Origin of the sequence: Vreelandella alkaliphila (genome assembly GCF_016107625.1) — a bacterium.
In the GTDB taxonomy this organism is placed as follows: domain Bacteria; phylum Pseudomonadota; class Gammaproteobacteria; order Pseudomonadales; family Halomonadaceae; genus Vreelandella; species Vreelandella alkaliphila.
Window position 1 is genome coordinate 370,132 of sequence record NZ_JABASV010000004.1, and the last position, 23,282, is coordinate 393,413.

Sequence of the window (23,282 nt, forward strand, 5' to 3'; positions counted from 1 at the left end):
TCAGCCGTCTGAAGCAACATGGATTCCCGCTAAGAACACGCGGGAATGACAGAGTGGTAAGACACGCAGGGATGACGGAATGGTAGGACACGCAACCTATGCTCAAAGAAGGCACAATTTCTCACAGGCTATCAACGCCTCTCTTCAGGCAAGGAGAAGTCTAAACCTAGCGCTTTTTCAGGATGCATACCCTGACTCGATAAAGATGAGGCCACATCAAAAAAATCAGCATACATTGCGTTAGCTGTGCTATGTCCCTTCAAATAATTTTCTGACTGATAACTTTTTTGCCTATCACGTGGCAGAATTTTTGAAGCTGGGGGCAACCATATTATTTCAATATCGTTCTTAATAGCAATGTCATGCAATGCATTACGATACGAAGCGTTGGACAATTTTTCAGCATAAAGAACACTGTCTAGAGGTAACCCATCGAACAACACCCGCAACGACGATACATCAGCTTCAATATCAGCAAGAAACTGACCTCTTAACAATATCAGTGTTGGCGTTTTTATTTTTTTTATTAGGTCTAAACAGGCAGATTCAAGACCTTGAGAGTCTTTAACCAAATATTTTTCGAAACCCTTATCACTTATACATTCTGAAAAATTATCTTCAGGCTCAACACTTACACCGAATCTAACACAACGGCTAACAGCATACTTTTCACCAAACTCAAAACCCTTCACTTTTAACAGATTTATAAAATCCGCACTTCCGCCTAACTGAATAAAACTTTTAAAGTTGGCAGCATAACTCAAAAGAGAAATTTCAATATCTTCAGAACCTAAGCTCAAACCATATAACCAGTTAAAAACTGCAGCATGTTTACTGGGCAAGCCTAAAGCATTCTTTACAGCTGATTCTGGGCGATAACCAACAACGGGATGTTTAACAAATATTCCGACTGCTATTTTTTTATCGGGCATGCTTTTTTCACGAACAAACCCCTTTATTTCAACTTTTTCGGCACTTTCATTTATGGTAAAGGATGCAGCTCCATCAGATGAATACCAAGCCTCGTCAGTTTTTTTGCCATTTTCCATTAAGTAAAAGGCATACTCAACATCATCTGTAAAAAACCTATCATCTTTTTTTGACCATACTTTTACTAGGTTACCACTTATTTCATAACCCAAGGCCAGCGCACTTTTAATAGTTTTATCAACAGGCCATCTTTCTAATTGACTCTCAATGAGGCAAGCACTAGCGTGCTCCAAAGCAGACTTAATAAACAATGGGCTGGCAAAGTTACTAATATTGGTGAAGTAATGATCATGACCCGCCACAAAAAAGCGGAAATAACCTAGCTCCTCCAACTCATAATCAATATTATCACCTGCGTAATGTTCAATCTGAATAAATGCGGGCGAAGCAATTAGCACCTCCTTAGCGCCGCGAATAACATTTAGCTCATGTCCTTCTACATCTATCTTCAATCCTAGAACTTTTCCCTTTAAACTTATCAAAGAGTCGATAGTCACTGACTCAATATCTTTTGTATCCTTAAATATCTTTGGGTCATGAATCGAAGAATCAACGACACTATTGACACCTGACATTGGCAAATGAGTGCCAAATTTCAAAACACCAATTTTATCCGACACAGCTGAATTACTAGTTATTAACTTACCATCCACACTATTTAAAAGTGTATTTTTTTTCAACTGCTCATAAGCGTCATTATCAGGCTCAAATGCATAAACTTTTCTAACAGAGTCTGACAAGGTGGAAAGCAAGCTATACACCCCGACATTTGCACCAATATCAAGAACAACCTCGGCCTGTGAAAACTCCAGAAAGCTCAAGAAAAGAAAAGGCTGAAAAGGCTCTTGCTTAAGTGTCATTTTATAACGATCACTAGAAGCATCAGACCATAAAAAAAAGTTCATACAGCCCTCTTTTATTTTTACAGATTGGTTTATCCGACATTTTATTTTCTGACTTTTTGTAATACATTAACAACTAATGCTTCCGCTTCTTTTTGTGTTTTAGCTTCAGTATAACAGCGCAGTTCAGGCGCATTACCTGAAGGGCGAAAATGTACGATATCACCATTATCAAAAGTAACACGCAGCCCATCTGTGGTATCCACGTTGATGATGGTGTGCTTGAAACCAAGCGCTTGCTGCATGACGGCCAGATTTTCTTGCCATTGAGCCAACAGGTATTTGCTCTGATCCGTAGGAAAGTTCTTGAGACGGTCACTAGCTGTATAACGTGCTGGGATTTCTTCTACCAAGACAGAAAGCGCTTTGCCTTTGCGGGCTGCCGCCACCATAAGTGTTAATGCAGGCAGCAAAGCATCACGTGTTGGCAATGCATCAAGACACTTCTCTCCCTCTACCAACGCAGTACCGAGAAGAAAGCCACCATTAGCCTCAAAACCTGCTACACGGTTATGTTTGCCAGCAAGGCGTTCCATTGCTGAAAGCACATAGGGAGAACCAATACGGGTTCTCTCCACCTGATCAAAAACACCACACGTTTCTATAGCCGTATTGCAGCTGACAGGAACAGCTAATGCCTCAATGCCGAGTTCACGGGCACACAGTAAACCAACAATATCACCACGCAGCCAGTTCCCCTTTTCATCAGCCAGCAGAGGGCGGTCACCATCACCGTCAGTGGTCAGCAGTGCATCCAGTTGATACTGACTTGCCCAATCTCTGCCTTTGATACGGTCTTCACTGCTAACGGCTTCAGTATCTACCGGTACAAACTCCTCGCTGCGCCCTAGAACCACGACCTCAGCACCTAGTGCCTTCAACACCACTTGGTTGAGATCACGCCCCGCAGCAGAATGTTGATAAAGCCCAACCCTTAAGCCATTAAGCGGTTGCCCTGAAAACCATTCGCTGTAACGGGAAAGATAACGACAGTTGGCAGCCTCATTCACTGGTGCACGCTCTATGGTGCCCAGTACGGGAAGCTCGTCGGCCACCTGCATGATGGCCTGTTCATCTGCCTTGGTGATTTCCCCCTCAGGTCGGTAGAATTTGATACCGTTACGATCAAAAGGAATGTGACTACCGGTAATCATGATAGCAGGCACACCATCTGCCATCGCCTGAAGCGCTAATGCGGGCGTTGGTAGCACACCATAATCATACACCTCAATATCCAGCGCTCTGGCCGCCGCACTGCAAACTGCAGCCATGGCAGGGCTGCTCGGGCGACGATCCAGCCCTATGGCCAGCTGGTTGACTTCACCATACTCACGCATGACAGACAAAAAAGCGGCCGTAAAGGCCGCACATACATCATGCTCGAACTGCTCTACCAGACCTCTTGCCCCACTGGTACCAAAGGCAATACCACTCTGCTCAATAATATCCTTGATGACTTTTGTCATTATCAACACCGACCGTAGTTATCTTCAAAACGGACGATATCATCTTCGCCCAGATAATCACCACTTTGGACTTCAATCATTACCAGTTGAATGATGCCCGGGTTTTCCAGGCGATGTTGATGCCCGGCAGGAATATAAGTTGATTCATTGGTACGTAGCAAAATTTCTTGGTCACCATTCACGACTTTCGCCGTTCCTCTCACAACTATCCAATGTTCACTACGGTGGTGGTGCATTTGCAAAGACAGGGACGCTCCCGGTTTGACCTCAATGCGCTTCATCTTGAAGCCTTCACCTTCTTCCAACACTGTGTAGGTGCCCCATGGCCGGTGAACAGTCACATGATGCTGATGAAGCTCATTGCCGTTAGCTTTTAGACGCTGAACAATTTTTTTGACATCCTGGCTGCGATCCTTATGTGCAACCAACAAGGCATCAGCAGTATCCACAATCACCAAATCTTCAACACCTACCGCTGCTGTCAAGCGGTGAGGGCTGCGGATATACGTATTGTGGCAGTCTTCAAGCTCCGCTGCTCCCACTACGCGGTTGCCTGTCTCATCCGGTTCTACAAGGTCTGCCATGGCCTGCCAGGAACCAATATCGCTCCAGCCCAGGTCACAGGGCACCACGGCTACCCGCTCGGACTTCTCCATCAAGGCATAATCGATGGAATCATCGACCACTTGACCAAAGGTTTCAGGCATCAACCGGGTAACCGTGTGCCCTGCTCCCTCGCTGTGACTGGATGCCTCCAGCGCAGCCATCACGTTATGAACCAGTTCAGCTGCATGAATGTTCAGTTCATCCATCAAGGTACCCACGCGGAAGCAGAACATCCCAGAATTCCAGAGGTGCCGCCCTCCTTCCAAATACTGCTCCGCTAATTCAAGGCTTGGCTTCTCAACAAAACGCGCTACATCAAGTACCTGGTTCGAGGCTACATTGTCACCCACGGATACTTCAATATACCCAAACCCAGTTTCAGCATGAGTTGGCTTAATGCCAAAAGTCACTAATTTTCCTTCCGATGCTGCTTCCGCAGCTAAAGCAACCGCTTCATTGAAGGCTTCTTCATTTTTCACCAAATGATCGGCTGGTAAGACGAGCATTAACGCATCATCGCCATAGCGCTCTTTAAGCTCCACAGCAGCCGCACAGATAGCCGGTGCCGTATTACGCCCAAAAGGCTCCAGCAGATAATGAAGCGGTATAGAAGGCGAAAGTTCGCGGTACTCATCCTCAGTGCGGAAGAATAACTCGCAATTAGTGACTGTAGTCACACTTTCAATAACACCAGCATTCTTTCCTCGCAAAAATGTTTTTTGAAGCAGCGAAACCCCATCATCCATCTTAATAAAAGGCTTGGGATTTGCTTCACGAGAAACGGGCCAAAGGCGTGAGCCTGCACCGCCAGCAGCAATAACAATATTCAAACCAACACCTCGTAAAAACACTCAACGAAATTAGCGAAAAAAAACAATAATTTCCCAAAAAAATATTAACAGCAATATTAAAAATAGCAATTGATAAAAATTATTCAAAAATCACACAAGGCTCATTGATAATATATGCAGTATCTAAACAAAATATTTTAACAGATTTAATCACAGGCTTTTCTTCAATATTAAACACTAGATCAAAAGCTTTCCCACCATCTCTTTTCAATAAACCCATCGTATAACACTCTAGGCGATTATGCCAAGAAAAGCCTTGAAGCTTTATACTATTCCCTTCCTGATCAAAAAAAGAAAGCCTAACTGATACTTTGTCTTTTGTTTGAGGACTTCTGGCAATAACTCCTTTTATTCTAACATTTTTTCCGACCTCACCATTTACATTCGCATGCCAAGGCTTATCTTGATTTAGCAAAACTGCTGAATCAGCTATCTTAAACTCTAAATCAGGATCAGCCAGCGCCCTCTTTTGATTGACTAACTGGGTAATACTTTCTGTGCAAGCCCTTATTCTATCAAGATAAACACTCTCTTTATCAACTTTCCCCAAGTCACTAGACAGCATCCCGCCAATCTCTTCTTCAACTTTATTAACTTTATCATACCGCAAAAAATCATTTTTGAAGGTTAAAATTAACGCTACTGAAAACACTGAAGAAAGAGAAGAAGCTACAGATCTTGGCATTTTCTCATAAGGAGTCTTCAGCCACTCACCCACTAGCCGATAGTTTAAAAAATCAAGACTTTCTCTCTGATCAGAAAGAATTCCAGGAAGTATCTTTTTAACCAGAGTAAAAAATTCCTCTCGTTCTGAAGTATGCCCCACAAACTTATGCTCTGGCAGAGCAGAATCAAAGAAATAAGGAAGCGAGCTTAGCAAGTCATGGGAATACTCAAAGCCATTTGAAGATAAAACCTCAGGTAACTTTTTAGACCAGTTATCGTTGCAAAACGGTAGGTACGGGAGCTTCTTATCACCTTTATACATTAAATAAAACAACATGAATTCACTATCGATGAAACGATGCGAGATACCAGATAGCGCTCTAGAGAACTTGTAGTTCATAAGCGGATTTATTTGACAACCGCCAATATTTTGCATCATAGAACCAAGCGTGGCTTGCGCGCAAGGAGTTCTATTAAAGGCAACATGGTAAGCACTATACTTAGCCTCCGGAATCGTATCTAAAACCGAAGTCATATTTTTCTTATATTTATAAAAAATGTCATCAAAATAATCAGGAGTAATAACTTTATTGGGGTCGATATAATTCTTGTGGCCCTCTAAAAAATATTTTTTTTCTAACTTATTTACAGGATACTTGAAAGATACTTCATGGCCGCCAAAGCTAGCAACATTAGACCTTGTGAATTTTCTCCATCCCCAGAAGCTTGCAAGGCCTTCATTGGCATTTAATGTCTGTGCTATTTTTCTTATAAGTCCACCGGATTCAGGCACTGGCTTATTAAAACTTGAAACATTGTTCCATTTACATCTCTGCTCACCTAAAGATCTAATGACCTCCTTAGCTGCAAGTACTTCAGGAGAATATGATGAACCTGTTGTTCTCAAGGAAAGGTTTTTATCAATTGAACTGTAATAATTAAGCATAGCAAGAACAGCACGGCTATCCTTTCCACCGGAGAGATTTAAAGATTTTGGAAACTCACTCTCCATAATAGACTTATAGTCATTCAATCCTTCATCAACTAATGCAATAGCTTCTTCGACCTCTAGATTTGAAAAAACTTCAGAATAATCTGGATCTTTAAGATCAAAACCTTGTTCATAGTGATATAGTATATGTTGGCCAGGCATAAGCTTTTTTATACCATGAAAAACGGTTGAGCTATCTATCATATGCCCTTTCCCTATAAGCTTAGCTAGTCCTTCAGCATTCAAGCTAGGACTGGACAAGCAAGCTAACAAGCCAACCCGATTAGATATTGCAAAGTAGTCTTCAGTTTCAACATAATAGGAAAGTTCTAGCACACCAAACGAGGCGTACCCAGACAAAAATTTTTCATTTAAAAAGACAGATGATAAAGGAAATCCGATTTTTTCATGATCAATTTTTTGATCAGCACCAGTCAAAATTTCAAATAAATATTTTTTTACTTGCGGATTTGATAAACCTTGTACAAACAGCTGACCAGAAACATCTTCTACAATAGAATTGTCAATTACGCTACCCCATTGCCATACATAAATTAGGCTTCTTTTATTAGCTACGTAACAAAAATTAGCTTTATCACTATCAAAAACATATGGCAGGAAATCATTGTACTCTGGAAGAGGTTTATCTTTTTTTGAAAAAATAGAAATGTAAACTGACATAAAAAACCTTAGATTAGATAATTAGGCAAAACATAGCCCATTTCACAAGAAAGTTGAGACAATTCTTTGACCAAGAGGTCGCAAGCTTCCTTATTTACATGTCTTTCTTTCTTATTATTGAAATTTATTGATTTACCACTTCCTACAAAACCCCTAGCATCAGTTAATTTCAATCTATCCTCCCATACCCCTGGGAATTTCTCCTTAGCAACTAATAGTAAATCATAAACCGATGAAAGTGGATCATTGACTAAATCCTCATACCTTACAACATCGTCAAAAGCATTTGAGCTTTTACTTGCCAGGAAATAAAATCTTTTCACATTATTTATTTGCTTTTCCAAATAAGCTATATCCGAAGCTCTCGGATCAACTTCTTTTCTATAGTCATCTTTACGGAAGGTACGCGAATACGCAATATCAAATGGGTTACGCATCAGAAGGATGATGTGATGCCCCCCCATCTCCTTGACAAACCTAGTCGGAGTATCAGGGCGCAAGTGCATTATATTAACTGGAACTATATCAGATTTATTCTTCTTCACTCCTCTCGAAGGGAAATAACTTACCAGATCAAACAGCATCATCCGCTCTTTTTCGGAAAGATCCCCCTCACGACATAGTCGTAACAACTCGGGAGGATAGTAAACTTCCTTGATTAGATCAAAATTCCCGAGTGACGAGAGTATTTCACCCAAGAAGTGACAACCAGAAGAACCACAACTGATGACGTATAAGGTTTTCCGCCCTTCTTCGTATCGCTTTTCGAGATCTTCTTTCAAGCGAGCTTGCAAAGCATCATTATCAAACTCCTTTACCATCTCACGAGCTTTCACAAGTTTCTCACGGTTACGGTGATGAAACAGAGTGTCATCTGGCCAAAAAGTATCAGGCTTGAAGATATAGTTTTTCAAAATTTCATCAAAAATTATTTTGCTCACTAGAAACCTCTTCTATCCACGCTTGATTGAAAGCTGCCAGCCAATCACGTCAGCATTGCCCGACACGACCAAAGAAGGTGCTGAAACCGACTTGGAATGCCCTGTACACCTTTCCGTCTGCTGGATAGCTAGCGATGCAGGGTCAAGGTTGGTAGTAAGAATTAACCGAACACCATAGTCATATTTGGTAATTGCATACTCCCCCTCTCGCAATGGGGCAATTTCGCAGCCTTCCGCAAAGTTGTAATAAACCTCCCACTCTTCGCTCGCCGCTACGGCTTCGTGGATATAGAGTTCATTGCTGTATGCGAATAGTGAACGACTGTGCGAAGAGGATTTGAAGTCCGCCTTTCCACGCAATCCAGAACGGTTGTAGTCAACATCAATTGACAGCTTTTCCAGTTCCTGTTGATTCGATGTCTTCAAGGAGAGAGAGTTATGGCCCCTGGACGCCCTGTACCACTGATATCTTATCTTTGATCCATACTTATAAGGCCCACCAGCATCCACCATAAGGAAACCAAAATCGGCAAACCATATATCAGTATGCAGTGGTGAAGCATGGCCATGCGCGCTTTCCGCATTATGGGAAAGCGTTAGGAAATGAACGCTATCATCATTGGCACCACCACGGTAGTAACCGATCTTGTCCAAGCGACGCCAATGTTCGGCCAATGCACTGTTTTCAGGCATGAACTTTTTCTGATAGGAACTGAGCATTCGACCATGCGCCGAATCACCCGAAGCTGGCATACTTCCATCTGGAAATGAAATCGCCGCTATATGACTATTCAGGTTATTTTCGATCAGCTCGGCGTCGACATTCAATCCAGCTGATAAGCCATTCATAGTTTCAATAACATTCTTGACAATAACTAGATCAAAAAAACAATAGGCTATTGACTGTTCTAGAGAGAAGCCAGTTTCTTGGTCAATCAATTCGTTTATAAAGCCCTCAATTTGATCTCTGAATTTATTTTTCCCTTCTTCATCAGTAGTCGCGTGAGCGTAAATAAAGGCTGCTAGTAAATGGAAAACACGGTGATTGTTATTCTTCCATTTTTCGTTATCTAATATTTCGACAAGATATCGGATAATCGCTTTTACATGGTCATCTATCTTTTGTATTACCGCTTCACCAAGCACACTTCTGACGACCAGCAGCTCTTTTAATTCGAGCAACACACACAAACGCTCACAGATTGCGTGGTCATCCCAGAGCATATTCCAGGCACCTGAGCGCTCTTCATCTGGGGTAATATCTAGAACACTCTCGACAACCTTAAGAGCGGCTGAAATCTTTTGTTTATCGCCACCTGACAGGACAGGTATCACCCAGCCAAGTGAGTAGAAATATAGTTGTAACGTTTTATCTTCTTGATCAATTACTTCATAAATGTTTCCTGAAGAGGGAATAATCATAGGTTGATGGCCAGGATGCACCAAGATTTCAACCTGTTGTTCACTGACCACTACCACTTTAGCATTTTGAGGATAGTCTGATAAATGCTTGATCCAGGTTACATAAGGAGAAGACGAATACTCTACCAATTAGGCCACCACTTGCTTAATATTATTAAAAAAAGAATCTGACACAGCAGCAGGAACCAATCCTTGCTTGGCATTCGCCAGCCCCTCCGGCGAAACTATTTGACTATCGGCCAAATAGCACATTTTCTCGAATAGTTCGGTATCACTGGTGTTCTCAAAGGTGACACCACAGCCGCTGGTTTCTATATCCAGAAAACCACCGCTATTAGGCCCCAACACCGGAAGATCAAAAGTAATCGCCATCATCGCTGCCCCGGAATTCATGGTCCGCCGATAGGGGCATACCGCAATATCCGCCGAACGGAAATAGACCTGCAGCTTGTCGTGAGGCACTGGGGTCATATCGAGGATCACGTCAGGCTTACCTTCGCCCCAAGCGGTAATCTTTTCGACCAACGCTTTATCCGATGGTAACCCGGCAATAACCAAGCGGGTTCTCTTTCTCGTCTTGCCGCGAAGTTGATCATAAGCGGCCATAAGCCGATCATACCCCTTATACTCCATGATCGCACCGAAGGAGAGAAAGACAAACTCGTCTTCATCAATCCGCAGTTGGGTACGTGCCTCATCACGGGATATTTCATCCGGCTGCGCGCCTTCATAGGTAGGGTGAGGCACTACAAACATCTTGCTCTCATCTAGCGTATAAAACTGTTCCGTTAGTTTGGCGCTGTCGCTTGCCATCACATGCAGAGCATCGGCGGCATCGGCCATCATCTGGTGAATCTTCCTATCCTGCTCGACCCAAACGGTTTCATGAGGCATTACGTTGTGAACGGTCCATACAATTTTGTGGTCATTCTCCTTAATGCGGCGCAACAGATTTTCCCAATACACCACAGCCTCATTCGCCTCTGTCTCGGTCTTTGCCTGACCTGTTTTGCCATGAATCCAGTGGAAGTGGCAAATCACTTTACCAGGCCAGGGAATATCACCGCACAGCCCAAGGTCATGTATAGGAAGAATACTGACGTTAAACCTCTCCTGAGCGGAATATAAAAGCGCCTGAAATTGATTGCGCTGAGCAACTGGCCCATAAGCCAAGACAAAGTGGTCGTCCGGGTTGTCAAATAGCTCGGCACTTATAACATCGGTTGATTTAGCCAGTTTGGCACACTCTTGCCAGAGCTTTTCAGGACGGTCGATAATATTAAGCATCCAGCACCTCTCTGGCAGTCACATTTTCTTCTATCAAGCGACGATAGATACTCTCATAGCGTTTGGCATTAGCACTCCAGGTTCGCTCAGCAAACACCCATTGTTTTGCTGTAGCTACCTTGCTTTCACGAAGTGTGCTGTCTTCAATCAATAACTTTAACTTTTCTACTAGGCTTTCAACATCAGCAGGTTTAGCCACTAGCCCACGCTCTTCATTTTTGCCTACAATTTCCTGCAGCGCGGGTAAGTCAGTCACAATAATTGGTCGTTCCAAAGCCATTGCCTCATAGGGTTTAAGAGGCGTTACCCAGTCAGCGGCATAATCTGGAATACGCGGAATGACAAAGAGATCTATTGCCTTGTAATAAGCATTTATCTCGTTATGGTCAATTTCACCAGGGAAACAGATGATGTCTTTCATTCCTAATTTAGCTGAAAGATCCTCAAGGCTTGCACGTTCAGGGCCGTTACCTACTAACAAGCCACGAATATCCAGGCCAGTCTTATGCCTTAACTGGTGAATGGCTTCAATAAGGTATTTATGCCCTTCTCGACGAGACATATTGGAAATATAGCCAACTATAAAATCAGCACCTTCAAGCATAGGGATAGAAGCCGATTCAAATACCTTACCTAAATATTTACTTTCATCAATCGCATTAGGAATAACCTCGATTCTATCCGGCCTGACTCCACGCTCAATCAATATTTTCTTCATACTGTATGAAATGGTCGTAACGAAATCTGCCTCTTCCATACAGAAGTTTTCTTTAATCACACGTAACTCAGTTCGTTCCAGATCCATCACATCACTGCGCACAGGCGTCCAGGTATGTTCATGAAACGAACGAACTTCGTATAACAATGGTAAACCAGTCAACTTTTTCAGGGCCAGTGCTTGCAGAGCCAATTCATAGCCCCTGACCCCAGACGCTGCATGAATAAGGCTGGCTCCGCGAGCTTTTAAAATCTTGGCTATATGAAAAGCTGAATAATTAGTCCGATCAGGCAGGGCAAGCCCCCTCAAACCATCAGTATTAGCCCCAACTCGAAAATGTTCGATCCCTTCAATAATTTCGTGGTTTTTCACTCCCTCTACGCCTGCAAACCTTGGATAACCAATTGGAGTAATAATGTATGGATCAATGCCAATACGCTGCTGAGATAATGCCGTATTCAAACAACGAATAGCCCCTCCGGTATTTTCATAGGGATAAGCAGTTTTATGCAGGTGGGCAACCGTCAATTTATTAGTAACGGGTAGATTCAATTGTTTATCAAAATAAGCAATTTCAGGCAACCAAGTGCGATTCAACTCCACCATTTCTAGAATGGCCCCATTAAGCTGCGCCAAATCATTACGATGCTTAGAAAGTTCGTATTTATAGCTAAGCAGTGCAAGCCGCAGGCTCGCGGCACCTTCTTTATGCACAAAGGGTTCTAAAAGCTTAACCCAACCCAGCCCAGGCACTTGGCGCGTTAACCAAGCTGCAGAATCAGCAACGCTAACCTTTCTTAAAAAAACTTCACTTAATTTCAAACCTCTTGGGGCAACAAAAGCCACAATATCTACTTCAACTCTGACAATACCTATAGGGATTGAAAAAACTGAAACCTTGGCAGTGCCAGTACTTCTATTTGTATCGATATATTGATAATGGGAATAAGCTTTCGATGCAGAAAATCCTGGTAATTTTTCTTTAATCAGACTACCACTATCATCAAAGAACCTGAAGCTTGCGACTACGCCTCTTGGGTCCCCACCCACTTCATCTTCAACATCAAATTCGAGACAATATAAACCACTAACTGTAATATCAAGACTGATCTTATGAGCTTTTTTAGAACCAATTTTTATTTGAGATGAGCTCGTTTCTTTACGTTGAACAGCCTCATTCAAACAGCTCAAAAATGCATCACAGCTTCGCTCATCGTCATAAAACAGGTAAAATCTATGATTGGATAAATTAAAGCAGATTTGTTCTATTCTAAATTGCTCGGCAAAGCTCATTAGCTCAAAAAAAGGCTGTTTCAGCTCATCTAAAAAGGCATCCGCATAGTGAAGGTGCTCTTTCATAACAGGCAATGAAAGCTGCTTCGCTGCAATTATTGCTGGTAGTGCTACAGAAAAGTCACTGCTAACAATGACGGCTTCAGGACGCACTTCTTTAAAGTGATTACTATAATATTCAGTTCTAGATTTTAAATAAGCTTCTGAACTAACTGCCCCCCCACCTTCCGAAGAGTCATAGTGCATACCAGTATTTTCTTGCATATAAGCACTTAACTTCGGAACGCTATTGTTTTTATTAATATCAAAAGGTTCAATAAAAACAGGTCCGTAGTCATTCTCACACAATAATGCGAAAAGTTTTTGTGTGCGTTTCGCATATCCCTTAGAAATGTTCTTTTGGCCGTGGTTTACCACTACCGCAACACGTCCTTTAATACGTTCCGACGATGCAGCATATTTCGTTTCAATCAACCGGTATGCAAGGTCAATAAGATCGTCGGCTTTGGCGGTTGTTACGCTCTTTTTACTACCTGGTCTACCTCCCCTGAGTAGCTTCGCAATACATTGAGTCGATATATTTGGCAATCCTTGATCTTCAATCTGATTCGCAATTCTCTCTATGGCTTCTCCGGCTACACCACTCCTCAATAGCGCCGCTCTTGATTGCTCACTCCTTACAAACAGATGCAAAGCCTGTTTAGCAACAAACAGACTCTTTGGCTCAACTACATCACCAGATATATGATTATTACTTTCTACCCCAAAGAACGCTAACCCTAACCGTTTTGCTGCTATCCATGCGGCCAACCCTACATCAGCCGTTTCCGCCAGAACTGCCGCAGGACGATACACACGTAATAGCTTGACCAGTTTCTCTACGGTAGCCTCTAATGTAGCACGCGCGCCCCCTAAAGCACTGCTGGGCAGCATTGAGTGAAGATAACGCACACCGTTGATATCTGCTTCTGGTGTAATGTGCGGATTACCTTCCGTTTGATCCCAGGGCCACCCTGGGCGGACGATACAAAGGGCTTCAAGGCCTCGTTGGTTAAGGGCCTCCGCTAGTTGCTGTGTGCTACCGTTGCTCGCACTGTGGCCTTCGTTAACCACATAAGCCAAACGCCCTTCTATCGGCTGGACAATGGGGGTTGAAGCTTGGCTTGCAAGCTGTTGGGCGTGGCGTAACAAATCATCCATGTATTTGGCCGTGAATAGTGAATAGTGAATAGTGAATAGTGAATAGTGAATAGTGAGATGTTAACCCCTCCCTATTCACCATTCACAAACGCGAAGCGCTTACTTCTTTAACCTAGTAATCCTACTGCGTCGATCACGCTTTCTTTAGCACGTACATTCTCAGCACTAGCAATAAACGACTTGTGCTTAACGAGTACGCACACCACATCTGCTTGGGTAAGCGCTTCTTGCAGCGTGGCCAGCGTGGTGTTCTCACCTTGTAGTGTTTTTGGTAACGATTTGATATTGGGTTCTACCACTTGCAGGCGGCAACCTAGTTGCTGTACCTGCTGAGCAATGCCCAGTGCGGGGCTTTCACGAAGGTCATCAATATCTGGCTTGAAGGCAACGCCCAGGCAAGCCACGGTTAAATCGCTACGCGTGGCACTCGGATTTTGCTGGTGGTAATAATCTAGCGCTTCTTTGACGCGGCTTAACACCCACTGGGGTTTGTCATCGTTTACTTCACGAGCCGCGCGGATGATTTTCGCTTGCTCGGGGCAGGAATCTACAATAAACCATGGGTCTACAGCGATACAGTGGCCACCAACACCTGCACCCGGGGTGAGGATATTGACGCGTGGGTGGCGATTGGCCAGGGCGATCAGTTCCCAAACATTGATGTCTAGTTCATGACAGATGGTGGAAAGCTCATTGGCGAAGGCAATATTCACATCACGGAAGCTATTTTCGGTCAGCTTAGCCATCTCCGCGGTGCGGGCGGTGGTGGTCACACAATCGCCTTCTACAACGATTTTGTAGAGTTGACTGGCTACCTCGGCGCACTTAGGTGTCATGCCGCCAATCACACGGTCATTTTCTACTAGTTCACGGATAACGTGACCCGGCAATACGCGTTCCGGGCAGTGGGCAATACGAATATCCGATTCTTCACCGTGAGTTTGCGGGAATGTCAGGTCTGGACGAGCTTCCGCTAACCAGGCGGCCATTTGCTCAGTAGCGCCTACCGGGCTGGTAGATTCCAATACCACCAAGTTACCGGGCTTAAGCACCTTAGCCACGGCTTTGCTCGCGGCTTCGATATAGCTTAAATCTGCCTTGTGATTTTGGCCATTTTCATCGGTATGAAACGGCGTAGGCACGGCAACCAGAAAGGCATCGGCAGGTTCTGGTGTGGTAGTCGCGCGCAGGTAACCTTCTTTCACTGCCGCGTGAACAATCATGTCCAGTTCCGGCTCAACAATGTGGATTTCGCCATTGTTGATGGTGTCGACAGCATGTTGGTTAACATCAACACCGATAACGTTCTGCTTGCGGGAAGCAAAAACAGCAGCAGTAGGTAAGCCAATGTAGCCCAAGCCGATCATGGAGATAGTATCGAATTGCATGTTTCATTCCTTGATAAAATTTATTAGCCACGGACCCTCACGGACGACACGGACAAAACCATAAATACTTTTTAGCTTTTAAGTTTTTAGGTTGCTTTTGACCTTGTCCGTGTTTTCCGTGAATGTCCGTGGCAAAATCTGTGGCAAAAAATTTGTCAGCTTATGAGCTTGCTAGCACGTCGCGGATGCGTTCGCAGGCTTTGCCGTCACCATAAGGGTTGTGGGCATAACTCATAGCGGTATAAGCGTCGTTATCGGTTAGCAGCCGAGTTAGCTCGCTGGTAATGGTCGCCACATCGGTGCCCACCAGTTTAACAGTGCCTGCTTCAACGGCTTCGGGGCGCTCGGTAGTGTCACGCATAACCAATACGGGCTTGCCTAGCGAAGGTGCTTCTTCCTGAATGCCACCAGAATCCGTGAGGATAATGTGGGCGCGGTTCATTAAGTAGACAAACGGCAGATAGTCCTGCGGCTCAATCAGATGAACGTTATCCACTCTGGCCAACAGGCGGTTAACCGGCTCGCGGACGTTGGGGTTGAGGTGTACCGGGTATAGAATCTGGGTATCCGGATGGCGCTCGGCGGTATCGGCTAGGGCTTGGCAGATACGTTCAAACCCGCCGCCAAAGCTCTCGCGGCGGTGGCCAGTTACTAGAATCAGGCGCTTGCTTTCATCCAGCATGGGGAACCGCTTGGCCTGTTCAGCAGCTAGCACTTGATTAGTTTCAAGCTTATGAGCCACTTCAAGCAGCGCATCAATCACGGTATTGCCGGTTACATGAATAGTGGCTGGGTCAGTGCCTTCATTCAGTAAGTTTTGCTGCGAGGTAGCCGTAGGAGCAAAATGAACAGCCGCCAGCGCCCCAGTAAGCTTACGGTTGCCCTCTTCCGGCCAAGGTGAGTATAGGTTGCCGGTACGAAGGCCTGCTTCAACATGCCCTACGGGAATCTGCTGGTAGTAACACGCCAAGGTAGTGGCAAATGTAGTGGCGGTGTCGCCATGCACAAGAACGATATCAGGTTTAAAGTCTTCTAGTACCGATTTAAGCCCTTGGAGAATGCCGCAGGTAACGTCATTGAGATCCTGCCCCGGCTTCATAATGTCCAGGTCATAGTCTGGGGTAAGTTCGAATAATGCGAGCACCTGATCCAGCATTTCACGATGCTGAGCAGTGACACATACACGGGCTTCAAAACGCTCATCCATGGCTAGCTGCAGTGCAAGCGGTGCCATCTTAATGGCTTCTGGGCGTGTACCGAATACAGTGAGTACTTTCATTCCTTGCCTTCTATTCAATTATCGATCCAATGACGGCCTAAGTGCCTCGCCTTAATAGCCCTGCGGCGTATTGCTTGGGCGTACTGGCATGCCACTCTCCTACTTGCAACCTTTAGCCAACATCTTGCAGTCGGTATTCCAGCTCTTGGCAACGTCGGTAGTAGTGTTCCAGCAGTTCCTGGGTTTCAGCCAGTTGCTGAGCAACGGGAATGGCATCAACGCTTTTAGGTACGCTTCTGGGCGCGACTCTTGGAGTACCCATCACTGCGTGGCCAGACTTCTGTAATCGCTGTTCACAAATATTAATATTAACATCAAACAGGTGTTGACCGTATTGATAGGCCGCTTGTTGATAAAGAGCTATCGCGTGTTGGTAATCGCCTTGATTGAAGGCGCTGTGCGCGCGTTTAACGAGGTCTTTTTCCATGGTGTTGGCTCGTGGGTTTGTGAGGTTTGAAGAGCAAGGCGTGAGGGGCACAAGCCTTGCTCTTACCTGTCTATTACTTCCGACTAGCCTTCTAGTTTGAGGCTGTGGGCATTAGGCAGGTTTAGCCATTGGGCTGGGCGTTGGCGGGTTTCAAGCAGGGTATCCCAACGGGTGGTTAGCTCACTTTCCTGCGGGTAGTTATTACCTTCCAAAACGACATCTAGCCGCTGCGTAGGTAGTTGTTTCAGTAGTAGCGGCAAGGCCACTTCTCGACTGTGGCCTGCTTCAGGTAGCGTTTCTCCTACTATGCAGAGTACTCGGGCATCTTCTGGCAACCATTGATTAAGACGCTGTAACGTGCTTTCTGCTGAGTAAAACAGTGCTGTTTGGTCGTTGGCCTGGCACTCACCCCACGGGGCGTAAACCACATTCACCGCGTGGCTAAGACGCTTATTGTCTAGGCTCGCTTTCAGCTCGTTACTGACCGTTTTCTGGTGCTGAATGCTCACGATGGTTTGCGGTAAGTCATCATGAGAAAGTGTGACCTCATTATGAGTCTCTTGACGCTGGCCGTTTTGCCTAATTAGTCGTGGTTGCTCTGTTCGAGCATTGATAATGCTCTGAGCAAGCAACTCTGTCGTGTGCGTACTACCGAAGACCACTACTACATCATGATGGTGGGTATCATAGTGCTCTAGCAGCGCCATAGCGTAACCGGGTGCAAGCTGGGTACTCACTGGGCGCTGCCCGTGTTGCAGATAGTGTGTCAGCGCCTGCTCATCACGCTGCTGGCGAGCACTTCGGGTAACGTGTTGGCCAAGCGCGCTGGTCGTTTGTTGAATATAGCTGCGCTGTTCACCAAACAGTGCTTCTAGCTTGCTTTCTAACTGTCCAAAACGTTCGTTACTTTGCTTTAACATAGCTAGCTGTTCGTTGAGCTGGCTGACCATGGCGTCTTTTTCAGTTAGCTGCTGTTGGGCTTCCGCTAGCTTAGCCTCAGCTTCTTCATGCTGTTTTTTGCGATTGGCAAAGTAGCGCTGGTAGTTCTCGCGCTCTTCTTCACTAAGCGTTAATTTTTCTTGAAGGCTTTCTACCTGAGCCTGCTGCGTTTCTAATTTCGCTTGCAGTGCCTTAATTTGCTCAGCGCCCTCTTCTGCTTGCTGCTTGCGGTTCATAAACCAAACATGGGTTTCTTCCAGTTTTTTCTGTATTTTTTGCCCGGCTTGCTCAGTATTTTGTAACTGCTGTTCTACATCTTCATATTTCTGTGTTACATCTTTAAGTCTTTGCTCACTTTCCTGGTGTTCTTTTTGATGCTGCTGGCTAGTCTTGACCGCTTGGTTTAGCTGCTTCTTCAGCGTATCTCGTTCTTCGGTTAATTGGCTTTGCTGAGTAACACGCTCTACCAACTGAGCATCTTTTTCCTTCAGCAGAGTCAACTTTTCTTCCAGCTGCTGCCTAGCTTTCTCGGCGCTTTGGTTGAGGTCTAGCTCGGTTTCCAAAAGCTTTTTCTTCAGCATAACAAGCTCTACGTTTAGCTGTTCAAGCTGGGCATGGCGCTCGTTAAGCTCTGCACCTTTTTCTTTCAGCTGCTGTTGGGTTTTCTCGGCGCTTTGCTTACTGCTTTCCTTGGTTTCAGAGAGCATTTTTTTCAGCACATCGTGCTCTTCTTTAAGCTGCTGAAGCTGACTATCACGCTCGCTCAACTGGGCATCTTTTTCTTTCAGCTGAGTAGCGCTCTCGTCCAGCTGTTGCTGGGCTTTCTCGGCGCGTTGCTTGCTGTTTTGTGTAGTTTCAGCAAGCTCATTTTCTAGTGTGTCTCGTGTTGCACTTAGCTGACTAAGTTGAGCTTCATGTTCGGCCAACTTGGCCTCGGTGTCTTTTAGCTTGTTATAGAGTGGGTTGCGTGCAAACCCAAGAAGGAAAAAGTCAGGATCTTCGGCATCCTGAGCAACCTCTTCAAAACCCTGCTGTTCGCACCACTGCAATAACTCAATACTGGTTGCCATCCCTTCGTAAAGGCGCAGCGGGCTGGTACGCACCCACAGATGGGTTAACTGATCAAGCAAGCCTGAATGGTTAAATGCTTGCAACAGGCTTAGCGCAATTTCCGGCTGTTCGATAATCAAATGAGTGAGCGTTGCTTGGCCTAAGCCAGCCTGTTTTAGCGCTTGCGGTAACGTTTGAGTATCTACTGTTTGCTGACGAGCCTTGCCAAGCCCTGGATAAAGGCTAGTTAGCTCGCCAGCCGGAGCCAAGCTGGTAAACTCTTGCAGCGTATAGGCATAGCACACCGCTTCTCCACCGGGCGGCGTTACTGGTTGTTCCGCAAGGTATAAACCAGGTAAGGCTTTCACTAATGCCTGCTGCCGCTCAGGCATTGGGTAAAGTGGTGCCAATAAGGTGACATGGTTCACATGTTTTAGCAGCGTTTCGCTCTCTTCACGAAGCGGGCCAATATGTACTAGCAGGTCAACATTCTGGCTCATGCTTTAGCCCCCTTCGCTATTGTTTGAAGCGCTGACAACTGGTATTGAGGTGGGTGTATCTCGCGATTTTCCTCTTTTCCATAGCGAAGGTAATGCAGTAATGGATGCTGACCAGAGGCGGCGACATCTTCATAGTGAGTAAGATAAAACTCTGTACTAAACAGTGGCCCTGGGTGGCGTCCATCAATCGCGCCAAACTTGATGAAATGCTCTGCGGGCTTGATATTGGCCTGAGCTACATCGGGGTATTGCTTGCAGTACCACTCGGCATCAAAAAGCGGGCTGGCTTCCAGCGCGGCGATCTGTTTAGGTAGAGCCTTCTTGTAGCTGCGGCTTTCACGATATGCCGTTGAAGCATGGCGCTGGGCATGCACTCGTAGCCACTGCACCAAGCGTTCCAACCGATGTATACGCTGCTCACTTTCCGTGCGCAGTGTATTGAGTTCTGATTGGCGTTTTTCCAGCTGCCGACGGAGATATGCTTGATCTGAGGCGCTTTTTACTAGCTCTTGTTGGTTTTGCGGGTATACCGTGGATAACTGTTCAGAGAGTGTTTGCTGCTCTATATACAGTGATTCATATGCCTGCTGAACCTGCTGCAGGGTACTCAGCAGCTGCGCACTCTCTTTCTGAACTGCATTCAGAGTTTGCTGGCCGACCTCTTTTTCTTTGCGCTGAGAATCGAAAGCCTGTTTGAGAGCTTCGTTTTCTTTTTTCAGAGATTGAGTATTTTGCTGAGTAACGTTTTGCTCTTCACGCTGAGTTTCAAGTGTTTGCTTAAGTAACTCGTTCTCTTTTTTCAGCACCTGATTATGTCGCTGGGTAGCGTCATTCTCTTTGCGCTGAGTTTCAAATGTTTGCTTAAGTGCCTCGTTTTCTTTTTTCAGTGCTTGATTGTGTTGTTGAGTAACGCCTTGCTCTTTGCGCTGATTTTCAAATGCTTGCTTGAGAGCTTCGTTTTCTTTTTTCAGTGCTTGAAGCTGTTGCTCTAGCTCTTGCAAGCGCTGTGCATCCTGCTTGGATAGTTCGCGCTGTACTTGAAGCTCATTTGTTCGTTCAGCCACAACCTGCTGAGTGCTTTGAAGCTGTTGTAGCAATAGAGCGTGCTCATCACGGGCACTGCTCAGCTCACCTTTCAGGCGGGCAATATGCTGTTGTTGACGTTCCTGGGCGGCGTCTGCCTCTTGTAACGCTCGGGCACTGCGTCGACCTTGCTTACTTTCTGTTTGCCGGGCGTGATATTCACTCAGTGCTGCTTGAGTTATCTGCGTCTCACAACTTTCTTCAATCGGGCACTCTTGGCTGCTGGCTACCAAATAAGCGTGGGTATCTTTTAATGCTTGAGATTGGCTGCTTATATAGGCTGCTGCTAGCTGATAAATCGCATTATCACAGCGGTCTAATAACGGTGCCTTAACCACCTTTAACTCACAGCCAGGAAGGTAACCCGCCAACGTTACTTGACGGCGAGCTGAGCGAAAAAGCGCCAGTAAGCGCTTGGCTTGTGCTAGCCAATCATTTAGCGCTTCCTCACCTGCTACCCCATTTGCCAAGCTAGCCGCCAGCCAGGCATCAGGCTGCGGCCAAGCGATGATGCACTCACTCGCTGTGTCTTTCTTTAACCAGTTTTTAAGTAACGCTAACGCTTCTTCACTAAACGTATCAATCACCAGCAATTGATTTTCAGCGGTACCTGCTTCACTTGTATTGGGCTGCCACTTCGCGATGTCGCTTAACGTTATTTCAGTCGCGTTTTGCTCGCGCACGGCGGCACCTGATTCGGCCTTGAATTTATCTATTCCTACGTACACGACTAAGGACATGGTGAGAGCAGCTCCATTCTCATCTTTTTCAATCATTAATTTTAATTAAAACGCGGGGCATTTGGCAAACTTAAGCCTTGTGTATCTTTGGCTGAAAGTACCGGAGATTGCTGGCTTGCCAGGGGCCACTGAATATTAAGGGTGGGGTCATCCCAACGCAGCGATACTTCATCCCCTGGGGCGTAGTAATCGGTGCATTTGTACTGAAATTCGGCTTCTTCACTGGTGACATAAAAGCCATGGGCAAAGCCGGGGGGCACCCAAAGCATTTGTTTGTTCTGTTCGCTGAGCGTTACACCTACCCACTGGCCGAAGGTTGGCGAACTTTGACGCATATCTACCGCCACATCGAAGACTTCGCCTTGAGTTACCCGCACTAGCTTGCCTTGAGGCTGTTGGTGCTGGTAATGCAAGCCACGCAAAATGCCATGGGCGGATTTGCTGTGATTATCCTGCACGAATGTGTGATGACCACAGTGAGCTTCGAATTCGCTTTGGCGAAAGGTTTCCATGAAGAAGCCACGCTCATCACCGAAGACTTGGGGGGTAAGGAGCACAACATCAGGAATGGCGAGTTTTTCGTATTGCATTAAACATCCTTTAGCCATTGCCAAATTTGTTTAGCCACGGATGCTCACTGAAAATACGGATAAAATCGTTTAGGCCACGGACACTCACGGAAAACACGGACAAGGTCAAAAGCAACAACCAATAAAGTCAAAAACCAATAAAGTCAAAAACCAATAAAGTCAAAAACCAATAAAGAATTTAAGGTTTTGTCCGTGCCGTCCGTGAGTGTCCGTGGCGAAACAGGTTTTCAGTGAGTGTCTGTGGCTAGGTATTATCGTTTGGTTATCAAAAGGCGCTGTAGGTACTTGCCGTATTGGGTTTTGGCGAGTGGCTTGGCCAGTTCGGCTAGGCGTTCGTCGCTAATCCACTGGTGCTGCCAAGCGATCTCTTCAAGGCAGGCGATTTTTAGACCTTGGCGGTGTTCAATGGTTTGCACGTATTGGCTGGCTTCTAGCAAGCTGTCGTGAGTGCCGGTGTCTAACCAGGCAAAGCCGCGGCCAAGGCGTTCTACGCGTAAATCACCACGCTTTAGATAGGCGTTATTCACACTGGTAATTTCTAGCTCGCCACGCTCAGAAGGCATTACGTTTTTGGCGATTTCAACAACATCGTTATCGTAGAAATATAAGCCAGTAACAGCATAAGCCGACTTGGGCTTTCTCGGTTTCTCTTCGATAGAGATCGCGTGGCCCTGCTCATCAAATTCAACTACGCCAAAGCGTTCAGGGTCTTTCACCAAATAGCCAAATACCGTCGCGCCCGATGTGTGCGAACTGGCGCGCTTTAGCTGATCGGAAAAGTGCTGCCCATGAAAAATGTTGTCGCCTAATACCAAGCAAACGGGGCTTTCGCCGATAAACGCTTCCCCAATGATAAACGCTTGGGCTAGTCCATCGGGGCTAGGCTGCTCAGCGTATTCCAGGCGAATGCCAAAGTCTTCGCCGGTGCCTAGTAGGTTTTGGTACTGGGGAAGGTCTTCCGGCGTTGAGATAATCAGAATATCGCGGATACCGGCCAGCATAAGCACCGAGATCGGGTAGTAGATCATCGGCTTGTCATAAATTGGCAGGAGTTGCTTGGATACACCTCGAGTAATGGGATGTAACCGCGTACCAGAGCCACCGGCCAAGATAATGCCTTTTCTTTGTGAGCTTTGGCTCATAGGGGTCTCTTTAATCATTTTCGCTACGTATTATTGGCCACGGATACTCACTGACAACACGGATAAGGGCAAAATATAACAACAAAAAATCTGTGGGTTTTTATCCGTGGATTCCGTGAGCGTCCGTGGC

Annotated in this window: 15 protein-coding genes; all 15 read right to left on the reverse strand. The window is 45.5% G+C overall.

What is annotated here, in order from left to right; all coding sequences use genetic code 11:
• Window positions 1-131 precede the first annotated feature (131 nt).
• Window positions 132-1,895, reverse strand: a complete 1,764-nt coding sequence (locus JFC11_RS08715) for an FkbM family methyltransferase (RefSeq protein WP_198349243.1) — start codon at window positions 1,893-1,895, stop codon at window positions 132-134.
• A gap of 41 nt (window positions 1,896-1,936) precedes the next feature.
• On the reverse strand, window positions 1,937-3,358 hold the full coding sequence (locus tag JFC11_RS08720) for a phosphomannomutase (protein ID WP_198349245.1): 1,422 nt from the start codon (window positions 3,356-3,358) through the stop codon (window positions 1,937-1,939).
• Between the two features lie 2 nt (window positions 3,359-3,360).
• Complete coding sequence (locus JFC11_RS08725) at window positions 3,361-4,794, reverse strand: mannose-1-phosphate guanylyltransferase/mannose-6-phosphate isomerase (RefSeq protein WP_232482830.1); 1,434 nt, start codon at window positions 4,792-4,794, stop codon at window positions 3,361-3,363.
• 100 nt (window positions 4,795-4,894) lie between these two features.
• Entirely contained in the window at window positions 4,895-7,153 is a 2,259-nt protein-coding gene (locus tag JFC11_RS08730; RefSeq protein ID WP_198349250.1) for an asparagine synthetase B family protein, read from the reverse strand.
• Window positions 7,154-7,161: 8 nt separating this feature from the next.
• A complete protein-coding gene (locus JFC11_RS08735; RefSeq protein WP_198349251.1) occupies window positions 7,162-8,094 on the reverse strand; it encodes a hypothetical protein in 933 nt (310 codons plus the stop codon).
• Window positions 8,095-8,106: 12 nt separating this feature from the next.
• Complete coding sequence (locus JFC11_RS08740; protein ID WP_198349253.1) at window positions 8,107-9,645, reverse strand: heparinase II/III domain-containing protein; 1,539 nt, start codon at window positions 9,643-9,645, stop codon at window positions 8,107-8,109.
• Window positions 9,646-10,803: a glycosyltransferase gene (locus JFC11_RS08745; protein WP_198349255.1), complete on the reverse strand. Its 1,158-nt coding sequence runs from the start codon at window positions 10,801-10,803 to the stop codon at window positions 9,646-9,648.
• Window positions 10,796-14,014 carry a glycosyltransferase gene (locus JFC11_RS08750; protein WP_198349257.1) on the reverse strand — a complete coding sequence of 1,073 codons (3,219 nt, stop codon included), beginning with the start codon at window positions 14,012-14,014 and terminating at the stop codon, window positions 10,796-10,798. The genes JFC11_RS08745 and JFC11_RS08750 overlap by 8 nt, the downstream gene beginning before the upstream one ends.
• Window positions 14,015-14,121: 107 nt before the next feature.
• Window positions 14,122-15,402, reverse strand: a complete 1,281-nt coding sequence (gene wecC, locus JFC11_RS08755) for a UDP-N-acetyl-D-mannosamine dehydrogenase (protein WP_198349259.1) — start codon at window positions 15,400-15,402, stop codon at window positions 14,122-14,124.
• 160 nt (window positions 15,403-15,562) lie between these two features.
• Window positions 15,563-16,681 carry a non-hydrolyzing UDP-N-acetylglucosamine 2-epimerase gene (gene wecB, locus JFC11_RS08760; protein ID WP_198349261.1) on the reverse strand — a complete coding sequence of 373 codons (1,119 nt, stop codon included), beginning with the start codon at window positions 16,679-16,681 and terminating at the stop codon, window positions 15,563-15,565.
• Between the two features lie 112 nt (window positions 16,682-16,793).
• Complete coding sequence (locus JFC11_RS08765; protein WP_198349262.1) at window positions 16,794-17,108, reverse strand: hypothetical protein; 315 nt, start codon at window positions 17,106-17,108, stop codon at window positions 16,794-16,796.
• Window positions 17,109-17,191: 83 nt separating this feature from the next.
• A complete protein-coding gene (locus JFC11_RS08770; protein ID WP_198349264.1) occupies window positions 17,192-19,597 on the reverse strand; it encodes a coiled-coil domain-containing protein in 2,406 nt (801 codons plus the stop codon).
• Entirely contained in the window at window positions 19,594-21,420 is a 1,827-nt protein-coding gene (locus JFC11_RS08775) for a coiled-coil domain-containing protein (protein ID WP_198349266.1), read from the reverse strand. Before JFC11_RS08775 ends, JFC11_RS08770 begins: the two co-directional genes overlap by 4 nt.
• A gap of 41 nt (window positions 21,421-21,461) precedes the next feature.
• Window positions 21,462-22,010 (reverse strand): dTDP-4-dehydrorhamnose 3,5-epimerase, encoded by a 549-nt coding sequence (gene rfbC / locus JFC11_RS08780; RefSeq protein WP_198349267.1) that lies wholly within the window; start codon window positions 22,008-22,010, stop codon window positions 21,462-21,464.
• Window positions 22,011-22,261: 251 nt separating this feature from the next.
• Window positions 22,262-23,152: a glucose-1-phosphate thymidylyltransferase RfbA gene (gene rfbA, locus JFC11_RS08785; RefSeq protein WP_038485957.1), complete on the reverse strand. Its 891-nt coding sequence runs from the start codon at window positions 23,150-23,152 to the stop codon at window positions 22,262-22,264.
• Window positions 23,153-23,282 lie beyond the last annotated feature (130 nt).